The 12,882-nt window shown below is 41.0% G+C and carries 12 protein-coding genes; 4 read left to right on the top strand and 8 right to left on the bottom strand.

The window, feature by feature from the left end; translation table 11 throughout:
- Positions 1 to 282: 282 nt before the first annotated feature.
- Both HMPREF0874_RS04515 and gyrA read right to left on the bottom strand, forming a co-directional pair.
- The gene (locus HMPREF0874_RS04515) at positions 283 to 654 is read right to left on the bottom strand and encodes a hypothetical protein (RefSeq protein ID WP_004694430.1); all 372 of its coding nucleotides are present in this window, start codon (positions 652 to 654) and stop codon (positions 283 to 285) included.
- 78 nt (positions 655 to 732) lie between these two features.
- Entirely contained in the window at positions 733 to 3,201 is a 2,469-nt protein-coding gene (gene gyrA, locus HMPREF0874_RS04510) for a DNA gyrase subunit A (RefSeq protein ID WP_039965176.1), read from the bottom strand.
- Between the two features lie 259 nt (positions 3,202 to 3,460).
- On the opposite strand from gyrA, the gene HMPREF0874_RS04505 reads away from it, so the two are divergent.
- On the top strand, positions 3,461 to 4,702 hold the full coding sequence (locus HMPREF0874_RS04505) for an MFS transporter (protein ID WP_008601915.1): 1,242 nt from the start codon (positions 3,461 to 3,463) through the stop codon (positions 4,700 to 4,702).
- A gap of 131 nt (positions 4,703 to 4,833) precedes the next feature.
- On the opposite strand, the gene HMPREF0874_RS04500 is transcribed toward HMPREF0874_RS04505, so the two are convergent.
- Together HMPREF0874_RS04500 and sfsA are read right to left on the bottom strand one after the other, a co-directional pair.
- Positions 4,834 to 5,631: a hypothetical protein gene (locus tag HMPREF0874_RS04500; RefSeq protein WP_008601913.1), complete on the bottom strand. Its 798-nt coding sequence runs from the start codon at positions 5,629 to 5,631 to the stop codon at positions 4,834 to 4,836.
- A 222-nt stretch (positions 5,632 to 5,853) separates the two neighbouring features.
- Positions 5,854 to 7,116, bottom strand: coding sequence for a DNA/RNA nuclease SfsA (gene sfsA, locus HMPREF0874_RS04495; protein WP_008601911.1), 1,263 nt, complete (start codon positions 7,114 to 7,116; stop codon positions 5,854 to 5,856).
- A gap of 394 nt (positions 7,117 to 7,510) precedes the next feature.
- On the opposite strand from sfsA, the gene HMPREF0874_RS04490 reads away from it, so the two are divergent.
- From HMPREF0874_RS04490 to HMPREF0874_RS04480, 3 genes are all read left to right on the top strand, one after another.
- Complete coding sequence (locus HMPREF0874_RS04490; RefSeq protein WP_008601910.1) at positions 7,511 to 8,467, top strand: DUF1858 domain-containing protein; 957 nt, start codon at positions 7,511 to 7,513, stop codon at positions 8,465 to 8,467.
- Between the two features lies 1 nt (position 8,468).
- Entirely contained in the window at positions 8,469 to 9,134 is a 666-nt protein-coding gene (locus tag HMPREF0874_RS04485; protein ID WP_008601908.1) for a hypothetical protein, read from the top strand.
- Between the two features lie 345 nt (positions 9,135 to 9,479).
- A complete protein-coding gene (locus tag HMPREF0874_RS04480) occupies positions 9,480 to 9,767 on the top strand; it encodes a cupin domain-containing protein (RefSeq protein WP_008601907.1) in 288 nt (95 codons plus the stop codon).
- 163 nt (positions 9,768 to 9,930) lie between these two features.
- On the opposite strand, the gene HMPREF0874_RS04475 is transcribed toward HMPREF0874_RS04480, so the two are convergent.
- The 4 genes from HMPREF0874_RS04475 to HMPREF0874_RS04460 form a co-directional block, all read right to left on the bottom strand.
- Positions 9,931 to 10,452 carry a nitroreductase family protein gene (locus tag HMPREF0874_RS04475; RefSeq protein ID WP_008601906.1) on the bottom strand — a complete coding sequence of 174 codons (522 nt, stop codon included), beginning with the start codon at positions 10,450 to 10,452 and terminating at the stop codon, positions 9,931 to 9,933.
- 88 nt (positions 10,453 to 10,540) lie between these two features.
- Positions 10,541 to 10,999: an OmpH family outer membrane protein gene (locus HMPREF0874_RS04470; protein WP_004698051.1), complete on the bottom strand. Its 459-nt coding sequence runs from the start codon at positions 10,997 to 10,999 to the stop codon at positions 10,541 to 10,543.
- Positions 11,000 to 11,279: 280 nt separating this feature from the next.
- Positions 11,280 to 11,657: a GerW family sporulation protein gene (locus tag HMPREF0874_RS04465; protein WP_004698027.1), complete on the bottom strand. Its 378-nt coding sequence runs from the start codon at positions 11,655 to 11,657 to the stop codon at positions 11,280 to 11,282.
- A gap of 83 nt (positions 11,658 to 11,740) precedes the next feature.
- Positions 11,741 to 12,880, bottom strand: a complete 1,140-nt coding sequence (locus tag HMPREF0874_RS04460; protein ID WP_039965175.1) for a hypothetical protein — start codon at positions 12,878 to 12,880, stop codon at positions 11,741 to 11,743.
- Between the last annotated feature and the right edge of the window lie 2 nt (positions 12,881 to 12,882).

Here is a 12,882-nt window from a genome sequence, read left to right as displayed (position 1 = left end):
TAAAAGTACTAATGATATAGAAAACCTCGAACTACTCTGAAAACGACTTAGGTCACTTTTTCTCCCTAGGAAGTCTAGCAAGGCCCCTTATGGGATTAAATAATCCAACGGATTTGAAAGCTGATATTCGCCCTGTAAGAGTACTAATAATATAGAAAGCCCCGAACTATTCTGAAACCGACTTAGGTCACTATGGAGGCTTTCAGGATAGTTCGGGGCTACTTATACGTTCTGAGTATCTAAATAGACAGAGCGAATATCAGCTTCTATTAAATTGTTGGATTATTTACCCCATAGGGCCTGCATAACTTCCGCCCCCATGGTATCCGGTTCAATTTTCGTAGGTTTTTGTGCTTCTTTACTGGATAGCAATGCTATACCAGCATTGCTATATACTGTTGTATCAAGTTCTGTCCATGTTTTTTCTTTGCGATCGATCCTTACTGTGTAGATATATGTAAAGCCTTCAACATTGTTGATTTTAACAAGTACTGTAGCCGCATCATCTGTTTTATATACAGAAGAGTTGTCAATAAACCATGCCGCATCGTCAGCATCAGCATCGATATAGTACCAGTCAGCAGCACTAGCTTGACCAAAGCCACCTACAAAGAAAACCCCTGCTGCAAACATAGCAGCTAACCATTTTTTCATTTTTAAACTCCTCAACACTAGAGGCGACCATCTTAGATGGTCGCCCATGGTTACTTAATAGTCATATAGTGTTTTATATTATTCTACTTCTTCTTCGATTTCAGCGCCTGGAATAACAGCAATACTAGCTACCTTATCACCTTCGTCGAGGTTTTGTGTTTTCACACCAGAAATAGCTTTGCCCTTCTTCACAGCGATGTCATTCATATTGAAGCGGATGATTTTGCCTTGCTCAGAAATAAGCATGACTTCGTCATCGTTATGAACAACTTCTACGGCTACTACATCGCCAGTTTTGTTCGTAATCTTGAAGTTCTTAGAGCCTTTACCACCGCGTTTTTGCAATGTGTAAGCTTCCGCATCATTGCGTTTACCAAAACCTTCTTCAGAGATAGTAAACACTTGTGCTTCACTTTCATCAGTATTAAGAACACCAGCGCCTACAACTACGTCGCCTGCATTCAATTTAATGCCGCGCACGCCGTGAGCCGCCCGTTTCATGAGGCGCACATCGTGCTCGCTGAAGCGAATAGCGATACCCAACTTAGTGCCAATCAAGATATCTTGGTTGCCAGTCGTTACATTAACGGAAATCAAACGATCGCCTTCGTCGAGATTAATCGCATTGAGGCCAGAACGACGGATATTACGGTATTCTTCAATAGCTGTACGTTTTACAACGCCGAACTCAGTGACCATGAATAAATTTACATCTTCATGGACCCGTTCAAGGTCGATCATAGTCGTAACGGATTCGCCTACTGCAAGTGGCAATACGTTAACCATAGCGGTACCACGAGAGTTGCGGGAGCCTGCTTCCGGCACTTCGTACGCCTTGAGGCGATATGCACGACCTGTAGATGTGAAGAATAACAATGTATTATGGGTCCGCACATGCATAATTTGCGTTACATAATCATCTTCCTTCGTCTTCATACCGATAACGCCAGCGCCGCCTTTATGTTGGTTGCGATATACATTCGCGTTCATGCGTTTGATGTAACCTTGTTTAGTCAAGGTAATAACCATCTCTTCGTCAGCAATGAGGTCTTCTACATCAAGATCGGATGTATCGATGGTGATTTCAGAACGACGAGGGTCGCCGTATTTCTTCTTCATATCATCGAGTTCGTCTTTGATGATTTGACGTTGACGCGCTTCGCTAGCCAAGATAGCTTTCAAATCTTCGATCAATGCCAATAATTCCTTGTATTCCTCTTCGATTTTCTCGCGTTCCAAGCCTGTTAAACGGCGTAAACGCATATCGAGGATGGCTACCGCTTGTTTCTCTGAAAGCCCGAATTTTTGCATTAATGCATTGCGTGCAATTTCGTCAGTTTGGGAACTGCGGATGGTAGCGATTACTTCATCGATGTGGTCGAGGGCAATCAACAAGCCTTCCAAGATATGAGCACGCGCTTCTGCTTTGTTAAGCTCGAATTGAGTGCGGCGTACGATTACATCTAGACGGTGATCTAAGTAATAACCCAATACTTCTTTCAAATTCAATACGCGAGGATGTCCGTCCACGAGGGCTAGCATAATCACGCCGAATGTTTCTTGAAGTTGAGTGTGTTTATATAATTTATTGAGTACGATGTCTGGTTGAACATCAGCGCGCAATTCGATAACGATGCGCATACCTTGGCGGTCAGATTCATCGCGAAGTGCTGTAATGCCATCAATAACCTTATCACGGCTCAAGTTCGCAATGGTTTCAATGACACGAGCCTTATTCACTTGGTACGGAATCTCAGTCACTACGATTTTATGCTTGCCTTTGGACATCTCTTCGATGGTTGCACGAGCACGCATTTTAACGCTACCACGACCTGTGGAGTACGCTTTTTTGATGCCTTCTCGACCCAAAATGAGTGCACCAGTCGGGAAGTCTGGACCCTTAATAGCAGTCATCAATTCATCTACCGTCACATCCGGATTGTCGATGAGCATCGCTAGGCCATTACATACCTCGTTGAGGTTATGTGGTGGAATATTTGTCGCCATCCCTACGGCGATACCGCTGGAACCATTGATGAGAAGATTTGGAATCTTCGCTGGTAATACAGTTGGTTCTTGCAAGCTTTCATCATAGTTCGGCATGAAATCAACAGTTTCCTTGTCGATATCGGCAAGCATTTCTGTTGTAATCTTCGCCATACGTACTTCGGTATAACGCATCGCAGCGGCACTATCGCCATCGATGGAGCCAAAGTTACCGTGACCGTCTACCAAGAGGTAGCGCGTATTGAAATCTTGCGCCAAACGAACCGTCGCATCGTAAACGGAGCTATCACCATGTGGATGATACTTACCGAGTACGTCACCGACGATACGAGCGGATTTCTTGTACGGTTTATTTGGCGTCATGCCTGTTTCGTGCATCGCATACAAAATACGACGATGTACTGGTTTCAAGCCATCGCGCACATCTGGAAGCGCACGCATAACGATTACGGACATTGCATAATCGATGTACGCATTCTTCATTTCTTTATCAATCTGAACGGGATGAATATTCCCGTGGGACCATTGTTGGTCTGCCACAATCTCACCTCATTTTACTAACACTGATACTAATTCATCATATAATTATAGCATTTTTGCAGTTTTAACGCTATATTTTGTAAAAGTTTCTTCCCATTACATGGCCCAATTGTACAACTGTTGCATAGCTGTAATTAATTCTATAGAATTTACTTTAAAAAGCCCTTATTTCTTGATAAAATAACATTACTTTATTATTATTCTTTTTCTATATACATATAAATTCTCATTGTATATAGGTTCATGAAAGGCGATACATATGAACGACGAGAAATCAAAATTTCATATTCCTAAAATCCCCATGATCATATGGGTCCAATTAATCTTACTCGCTGTAGGCTATGCATTCTACTCAGCAAATCGACTATCCTTTAGTGTCGGTTTAAAAGCCATTGCGGCGCAGTTAGCATTAACCCCAATTGAGGTAGGCACCATTGGTACTATATTTACACTAGGTCAAGCAATTATCGATATTCCGGCAGGTTATTTAGCCGATAGATTTGGTCGCAAACGTTTACTTGTATCTAGTATGATTTTCCTTGGTATTATGACAGCGATTGTAACCAAAGCCTCTGATGCCATTCAAGTAGGTTTAGCCCGCACCATCTTTGGCATGGCTGAAGGTATCTGGAATATCGTCATGTACTCAGTAGCAGGTTCCATCTTCCCCGCCGCAAGGGCTATGCTCAACGGGCTCATGATGACTTTCTACTCCATTGGCGCTTATGTAGGACCTGCCTATTATGGATATAGTCTCTCTGCAACGGGCGATTGGACCCACGGTCTGCTCAATATGGGCTTAGTTACCGCTCTATTCGGCGCATTACTCTACTTTGGTTTCCGTAAAAAATACACCGACAGCTCTACAGATGTGAAAGGTATGAATCTTATTGAAGCAATAAAGACGGTAGGGACTAATAAGATTGTATGGCTTGCCATTCTTATTCAAATTTTAAATATCGTACCTTATTGGGGCTTTGCTTCCATGGGACCATACTTATTTATGACCTTTAAAGGCTTTAGTGCTGCAGAAGCAGGGCAATTCTTTGGTATGGTATACGGCATAGGCGGTCTCTCCGGCGTAATTCTAGGCTTCTTCGCCGATAAGTTTGGTCGCAAGCCAACCATCGTGGCACTAGCTTTGTTAAATACAATCTGCGGCATTCTAGTATTTCACTTCATCCCTAAAGCCTCTATTCTCTTATATATCATTGGTGCGATTATGGGAATTGGCCTTCATGCCATTTATGTACTAGGCTATACAATCGCACAAGATGGTGTCAGCCACAAACAAATTGGCCTTGCTACAGGTCTCGTAGGGGCCTCTAGCTATTTCCTATCCTTCTTCTCTGGTCCATTCATGGGTTGGCTCACTAGTACATGGGGACATATGATTGCTCTAGACATCGTTGTTGTTACCTTTGAGGCTACATTAGTTTTCATCGCTTTCATTATGAAAGAAACACAAAAGAAACATCCTATAGTATTGAACGAAAAATAAAATAGCTCATATATACAAACGACGTGTAGATAATACTACACGTCGTTTGTATATATTGTTAATTTCAATCTTAATAATACAGTCGAGGCTTACTTATTAATAATAGATATGTACTAAACAATACTTGCTATTTACTTAACCATAGCTTGTAAACTACTGGCTAGATTACGTTCCAACTGTTGTGTATCCATACTTTCACTACCATAATTTTCTAACAATGTCTCTCGCCAATCTTTGTTTTTACTGAGGAATCGGAACCCTTTTATATACTGAGCCTTTGTTTTATCTACCTCACCTTTAGGTAAGTAATAGAAGGTAACCTTGCGACCGTACGAAGCACTCAATAAGTGTTTATCATTATTTGGCGAGTAGAGATTATAAATCCCCTTTAACACTGCTACCATATCAGCACCCTTCACGGTATCATCTACAAATATAAATTCTCCTTCATCAAATAAAGATACATCACTCTGTCCAGCACGTCGTTTTAATTTAGAATCCATTAGCATATGCTGCTCATCAACCGTAGCCGTTTGCATACCATACTGTTTAGTTAAATTGCTAACCCTACCATTCAAATGATTCAAATATGCATCAGCATACACAAAATCCGCATCATTTTTTCGCTCGCCACCAGGGGCCGGCAATGTTGGCGACTTGACTACAGAATTTGTAGTAAAGGAAAAACCATTACTTTCATCATAAAACACATACACATTTCGCTGGAATGGCTTCTCCTTCTCCACCACAGATGACTGAAGAACAAGCTTCGGATGCACAGCCGAAAACTCCTTCTCCACACTAGACTTGATATCCTCTGGTGTCGCAGGATCACCATTCTCCGTCGTCCAAATGAAAGAACAACCACTCAACACAACACTACAAACACCAACGATACCTAACAACACAAACTTAACAAACAACCTCATACACAAAACCTCCCCTCTCTCTATGTAGAAACTATAGAATGAATATGCTGGGATAACTATGGATAGGACTATATTATTATTGATGGGACACCTCTATAGCTAGTGTTTTAAAAAGTGCTATTACCTATTGATGAGCGACTTAGGTCACTATGGAGCGAAGAGATAGGTAATAGCACTTTTTAATTAATTACGTATATAGTTCTCGGGCCCCATCAATAATAATTACCTATTAACTAGTTCATCTAGCATATTCATCCTGTAATTTTCTATTACGTTCATAAATTTTTTATTGTGTATCGGATTTTCACTCATTCCGAATAGATGGCTATTGCATTCACAGTCGCTACACCCAAAGTTCGGTACATTCCATTCCGCAATAGCTCGCACCGCATCAGCGAGAGCACATTCTACGTCAATTTTGGTTAAATCTACATCTGTGCTTTCACGAGCAGCCGAATCATCAGAGAGTTTACCTTTACGCCGTTCCTGAGCAGAAATTGTCATAGCCTGCGGCCGCCCACTAGTACGAATCGGCAAGCCCGCTATCATTTCACAGTGACCGCGGAAGTAATCTAGATGCCAATGCATTTTCTTCCGTTTTCGTTTATGACGTTCAATGCGTTTCGTTAAATTTGCCTTCGCGGAACCAACGTACATATAGTAACCAGGTTTAAAATGCATCATCCCTTTAGAACCAATTTCGAGATCTAGATCGTAATTGAGGTGCATGACCATCACATACACGCCACTATCATGAGCCTCTGTGTCGAGGATACTACTAGGATAGGAACATTCATGTGTCACCGTAGGCATGGTGAAAGTCTCATCCCACGCCACAGCAACGGCTTTCCAATCTAATGAAGGTGCCACCTCTTTAAAGGTTTTGGCAAATTCCAAATCCGTATGATAATCTGGCAAGAACCACTGCGCTTGGTCCCATTGTACGAGGAATAGAACACCCGTGTGGTAGCCTTCATTTTGTAATTCTTTCAGATGCAATAAGTGCTTGCGGCCTCGCTCTGTAATAGCATCAGGGAACATGGCTCCCGTCTTGGAGAACAAGGTACAAGACTTAACCTCCAATAAAAACTCATCCCCCTTATCATTGGTGAGGAGCAAATCAAAGCGAGATGATGTGCCGTGTAGTTTAACCGTATACTCCCGTCTCACTACGCACCACTCCTCCCAACCAGGGATACGTTTATTTTCAATCAAATGTTGCGCCACATCGTTGCTGTAGTTTGTATCGAGCATGATAACAACGCCATCGCGCTCGATGCCTACCACGCGATATTTCGTCTTTGCATCCGGCTTGTCGTGAGGCACGATGTACATCGTTACCCCCGTAAACAAGAGCTCCCACATGCGACCAGGATTTGGCAAATGAGCGAGCACACTTTCACCATTCAAATCTAAAGTCACCACAAAACGATTCGGGCGGCCTATGTATGTTGCTTTTAAAATAGTATCGTAAAGGACTTTCATCGTTTCTCCTACATCAAGAACATTCTATATGTCTATTATACGATATGTAACCTTGGGTTTCATCTGTAAACAGTATCGTATATAATGATAGTTAGTAAACAATCAATAATTAATATTAAAAAAGTTCTATTTTTGTAGCTTGAGTTACATTATTGTTTGTTAAAATGGTTTATACTAAGAGCGTCGGGTCAGTATTCTAAATACCCATACTGATCATTACGCCGGGTTTTGATGAGGCATCGCCTAGTTGATCTCATCCCACTTGTCCGTATATATGTGCGAAGCTTTCACAAAACCCTAGGGCGTAAATAATTAATATATAAAGAGTTTTATAGATTAACTAAGTAGTTTTAGCCACTATTCTCCGCAGAGAGGGCTCGAGAAAGGATTTAATATGGCACAAATTGCAGCAAATTTACAACGCATAAAAAACGGTCAACGCCGTTATGCAATTACACCTCGCGTTCCTGCAGGTTTCATTCAACCAGATCAATTACAAAAATATATCGACGTAGCAAATGAGTTCGGCGCTGTTCTTAAATTAACTGGCAGCCAACGCATTATGATTACGAATTTGAAAGCAGAAGACGTAGATAAAGCATGGGAAATGCTTGGCATGGAGCCAGCGTACACTGTGTCCAACCGCGTGCGCAGCGTAAAAATCTGCCCAGGTACTACCTTCTGTAAACGCGCTAAACAAGACAGCGTACACCTTGGCATGCAAATTGAACGCAAATATTTATCTCTTGAAATGCCAAGTAAAATGAAAATCGGCGTGTCCGGTTGTCCAAACTCTTGTACTGAAAGCCGCATGAAAGATGTGGGCGTTATCGGTACTGTAGACGGTTGGAATGTATACGCTGGCGGTAGCGGCGGTGCGCATCCTCGCATCGGCGACCTCATCGCAGAAGTTAAAACAGAAAAAGAAGCTCTTGCATTAGTTGATCGAATCATCGCATACTATAAAGAAAACGCACAAATCGAACGCATGGGCGAATTCATCGACCGCATTGGTTTAGAGGCTTTCAAAGCAGCTGTATTGGGCGACCTTGAAGGGACTCCAGCTGAAAGCAAATCCGAAGAACCAGCTGTGTTCTTGCCTGGTCAAGGTAACGATCCTGAAGTGGAAGCACCACGTCTCGAAGCAGGTTCCCCTATCACTCCAGACACAATTATTCGCGACATCGTTGAAACCTATCCACATGTTGTACCTGTATTACAAGGTATTGGTATGGGTTGCCTAGGTTGCCCATCTGCAACAGCTGAGCCATTATGGCAAGCAGCAGAAATCCACGGTTTTAATGTATACGATTTAGTAGAGAAATTAGAAACAGCACGAAAAGGAGCTTAATATGTCCGCATTCTTAGGTCACATCCATTACTGGTTATATCGCAAAATTCAATTGCTCGTTGAGCGTGAAAATTTGATTTTAGAAAAAACATCTAAAGTTGTTGATGATTTGGCGGAGGAACTACACTCCATCTCCGTAGATACATACGGCGAGCCAATTAATCCAAGCATTCCCTTGGAAAACATCATCGACCATGGCAATATTCACGGCTGGTTAGCTAACCAAATCAATATTGCTTCCGTTCGTGAAGCAGCTTTCATCAAAGATATGCTCGACACAAATTCCGGCGATGAAGCAGTACACGTAGTAACCGCTATTCTAGATGCCTTTGCAGTACAAGGCCAAGCATGTGGTGTTGTGGCTCAAGATAACCTTGAAGAACACACTGCACCAGCGATTTACAATGCGTTACAAAACTTCTACGTAAATGGCATGCCTTGCGATGGTGGTGACCAAGTGGTTTCTGAAAGTCCAGATGAATTTACCTGGGTTGGCGACCACAGATTACAAGCAGGCTACTGGCGTACAGCGGGCGTTGACCCTAAGTTCATGGCATTAGCTTACCAAACATGGTTCGAGGCCTTTGTAAAAGCTATCGATCCAGCATTTGAACTTGTAACAACAGAAGAAAACGGTACACGTTTATATACAATTAAGAAAAAATAAATCCATAACAGTTCGTTTGATTAAGAAAATATAAACGGATGAAAATGGACGAAAAAACGAACGTAACAGGTTACGTTCGTTTTTTATATAGTAAATGTATCGTTGTATATTTAATTAATCTTTATATATCCAATCTACCAACATTTACTCCACCCTATTTTACTCAATATAGGTAAAAAAAGCATACAATGTTGAATGTAACATATTTTTTAAAAACTGTAGCTATAGGCACAGCATTGATAAGCAATATCATTTATAATATAATTATAAGGTAATTACACAATGTAAAATTAAATGTTAGCGTAAGCTTTCAGAACATAAAAAGCTAGAATTAGGAGGTCTATTATGGCAGGCACAGTTAATCAAGAATTAGGTTTATTATTCCAAGGTCCTAACTATGTAATCGTAAAAAAAGGCGGCAAAGCTGGTGAACAAGTTGAAAAACACAACCACCCAGAAGCTAATGTTATCTTTACAGTAGTAAAAGGTAAAGTACAAGTACTTCTTAACGAAACTGAAGAACATGTACTCGTACCAGGCCAAGTATTGGAATTCAACGGCGATAACTACATCCAAGCAACACTCGTAGAAGACAGCGAGTTCGTTGTAAACCTCATTCACAAACCTGAATAAAATACCAAAGGACAGTTGATACAAGCAACTGTCCTTTTTATATGGTGTATGTATTAAAAAGAAATACTATAGTTATTAGGTTTTATATAGCTATTTAGTGGTTCAGTTATATCCATAGTTATTAAATACCCACAGGATAATACACAATCTAAAGAGTATTCTTTTAAAAGGAGTTATAAGTTGTAAATTCCCCCACATCAAAGCGTTTTGTATGGCCCGGTGCAGGAACACAGTCTGGATGAGGATAACCAATTGGGAAGATGGCTACAGGGATGATAGCATCAGGCAAGTTATATGCCTTGCGTACTTTAGCAGGATCAAAGTGAGCAATCCACGTTGTACCTAGACCGATATCGGCTACGGTAAACATGATGTGAGATCCCACAATGCTAGCATCTACAACCCCCATATCCGCATCATCGTATTCTCGCTTCCAGCTCACCGTATTATCATAACAAACGATAATTGCTAACGGTGCATTAAAATGGCCATTTGTACAATCTTTTAGTTTGTTTAAGCTATCTTCTGTATTTAACACGAGCAATCGTTGCGGCTGATAATTGTGCGCCGTAGGTGCTAATCGAGCGACTGCTAGTAACATATCTACCTTCTCCTGCTCCACTGGTCGACTATCGAATTTTCGAACCGAATACCGCTCTGTGGCTAATGCTTTAAAATCTTTCATTAAATCTCACTCCTTTATCGGATTCATCCAAATGTATTTTAATAAATAACCCCCTAGCTGATACCTCAGTTAGGGGGTTTTGTGCTTATTATTTTTTAAGACGGCTAATTACTTCGTTAGTAATGTTTTCGATTTTGCTGTTAGCGTCAGCAGCACGAATTGTGTATGGGTCATCCAATACTACGTCCATTTGTTTTTCAACGCGGATAGCTTCAACAGTGTTGTGAATTGCTTGCATCATAGGTTGAGCAATTTTATTGATTTCTTCGTTTTCTTTTTGAAGCAATGGAGCTACAGTTTTGTTGAATTCTGCTTCTGCTTGTGCAGAGTCTTTAATTTTTTCAATTTCTTGTACTTTTTTTTCAATTTGTGGACGGTATTGAGCGTCTACTTGTTGCATTTTCATATCTAATGCACCGTAGCCAGGGTAGCTATTTACTACTTGGCTCATATTTACTAAGCCAATGTTAGCAGCACTTGCTACTGCAGCAGTAGCAGACATAGCACCAACGATAGCTAAGGTAGTCAATTTTTTAGATAATTTCATCTGAAATCCTCCTCGATTAAAAGTTTCACTATACAATCCAATAGTGTACTATTTTTACTATAACAAATCTTGCTAACTTTCACAAGACTATGATAAATAGCATAATAAAGGCCTATGAACTACTTATGAAAGTTATTAGAACTTAAAATAATACCCACAAGCATACTCTGAGACCCTTAAAGCAGTCGATACAAACATATTCAGAACACACATGTGGGCATTTCGGCTTTCACCAATTATTTATAATTTGTCATCAAATTATGGTTTATTATTCACCGAATTATTGTTCATCATTTAAATAGATGTATTTATCGGATTTCAATTTGGACACGAGATCAGGCACCAAACCGATAAGACGATCAAAGCTGCTACTGTAAGGGTTGCCCTTAATATTGAACAATTCGATGCGGTCACCTTTAATAACAAGGATCGCACTTGGTTCCATTTTGGCACCACCGCCACCGCCGCCAGATTCTTGGCTTTTATTGGCTGTGCAATGGTTTGTACCAGTACCGAAGCCAAAGGTTACATCAACGAATGGAACGAGTGTAGTATCGCCGATTTGCACAGCTTCACCAACTACAGTTTCCACTTTAATCATATTTTTAAACTTCTCGAATAGGACTTCCAAATTCTCTTTTACATTACTGTTCTCCATCACAGTACCTCCGCTTTTTGTGAAAGTATTATTATTATAGCTATAATAATACAGCTCATATACTCAATTGACTTTATATATCCTTACGCTGTTTGACCCTGTTCGGCTTTTAGCTTTTCTAGTTGCTTGGCTTCCTTCCGTTTAACCCAGAAGACACGAGCACTTTCACCCAATAGGGAACGCATAGGTTTAGATACCAAGAATCTAGTACCATACCACGCCAATATGGCAAGAATCATACGACCTTTGATATGACCGCTGCCTTCAGCTACCCAGTTCACATAATCTATTTCAATAGACTCTGCTTGCTCAGGCCAAATGCTATATAACATAGATGCAATAAGCCCCATCCGATACGGATCGCCAATGCCAAATCGGCCCTCTATAGCCATATCACGTGGTTTAGAGTGGTTATAGCATCGTTTCGACACAAGGAATATCTGACGCCACAACTCTGTATTTCTCAAGTGTTTCATGAACCAGAATGTAGGAATTTCAGACTTGAATGATGCTACCGGATCATTGGGATCAGGCTTTCCAAAACGTTGTTTCACAGTCGTTTTAATATCATTTACCTTTGTAAATACCTTTTCCTTGATAGATCCGTCACTATTGAAAGTAACATGACTTATTACTTCATCATCATCTTGAATATGAGCCGTTGGATCTTGTTGTATCGAATCATACCGCTCAGCACGAGCTTGTGCATCCATATCCTCAGAAGCCGCATCAGGTCGCTCAATGCGCTCCTTTGCCCTAGGTGCGCTCCCCGCCCCTGGTGATTCGTCATCATCAAAAATTGTATCGGAGCCTTGGGCGCTCTTCAAGTCATCAAAGCTTGTGCCGCTAGAGCTTGCAGTTGGACCTTGTCCGCCTCCTTGCATAGCCTTTGCAAAAGCTTCTGCTTGTGATATGTCGCCGTCATCATCCATTACCTTTTGATATTCTTCATCTACACGATTTTCAAGCCATTGTTCATAGTCTTTTACAGGACCGATCTTAAGTACACCTAAAACGTATAATTCCTTAAAAAATGGTTTATTTTGAATGTACGCTAAGTGGAGTGAAAATACGCGCCACAGCCATTTGATACGCAGCTCGCCACGATATGGTGTCCGCCCATCAATTTCGATGCTATATGTGATTGGTGCCAGTAGGATAGTCAAGATGAGTGCTACAATGATGGCCACAATAACGAGGGCCACAATAGCCACTGTACTCAACC

The organism is Veillonella sp. 6_1_27, assembly GCF_000163735.1.
Lineage (GTDB): Bacteria > Bacillota > Negativicutes > Veillonellales > Veillonellaceae > Veillonella > Veillonella parvula_A.
The sequence above is the reverse complement of the archived record's forward strand: the minus strand, read 5'-3'. Positions and strand labels throughout refer to the sequence as shown.

Excerpts from the sequence above, each read along its gene's own strand:
- HMPREF0874_RS04515 (WP_004694430.1), bottom strand. The coding sequence starts at position 654 with ATGAAAAAATGGTTAGCTGCTATGTTTGCAGCAGGGGTTTTCTTTGTA.
- HMPREF0874_RS04505 (WP_008601915.1), top strand. The coding sequence starts at position 3,461 with ATGAACGACGAGAAATCAAAATTTCATATTCCTAAAATCCCCATGATC.
- HMPREF0874_RS04500 (WP_008601913.1), bottom strand. The coding sequence starts at position 5,631 with ATGAGGTTGTTTGTTAAGTTTGTGTTGTTAGGTATCGTTGGTGTTTGT.
- sfsA (WP_008601911.1), bottom strand. The coding sequence starts at position 7,116 with ATGAAAGTCCTTTACGATACTATTTTAAAAGCAACATACATAGGCCGC.
- HMPREF0874_RS04490 (WP_008601910.1), top strand. The coding sequence starts at position 7,511 with ATGGCACAAATTGCAGCAAATTTACAACGCATAAAAAACGGTCAACGC.
- HMPREF0874_RS04485 (WP_008601908.1), top strand. The coding sequence starts at position 8,469 with ATGTCCGCATTCTTAGGTCACATCCATTACTGGTTATATCGCAAAATT.
- HMPREF0874_RS04480 (WP_008601907.1), top strand. The coding sequence starts at position 9,480 with ATGGCAGGCACAGTTAATCAAGAATTAGGTTTATTATTCCAAGGTCCT.
- HMPREF0874_RS04475 (WP_008601906.1), bottom strand. The coding sequence starts at position 10,452 with ATGAAAGATTTTAAAGCATTAGCCACAGAGCGGTATTCGGTTCGAAAA.
- HMPREF0874_RS04470 (WP_004698051.1), bottom strand. The coding sequence starts at position 10,999 with ATGAAATTATCTAAAAAATTGACTACCTTAGCTATCGTTGGTGCTATG.
- HMPREF0874_RS04465 (WP_004698027.1), bottom strand. The coding sequence starts at position 11,657 with ATGGAGAACAGTAATGTAAAAGAGAATTTGGAAGTCCTATTCGAGAAG.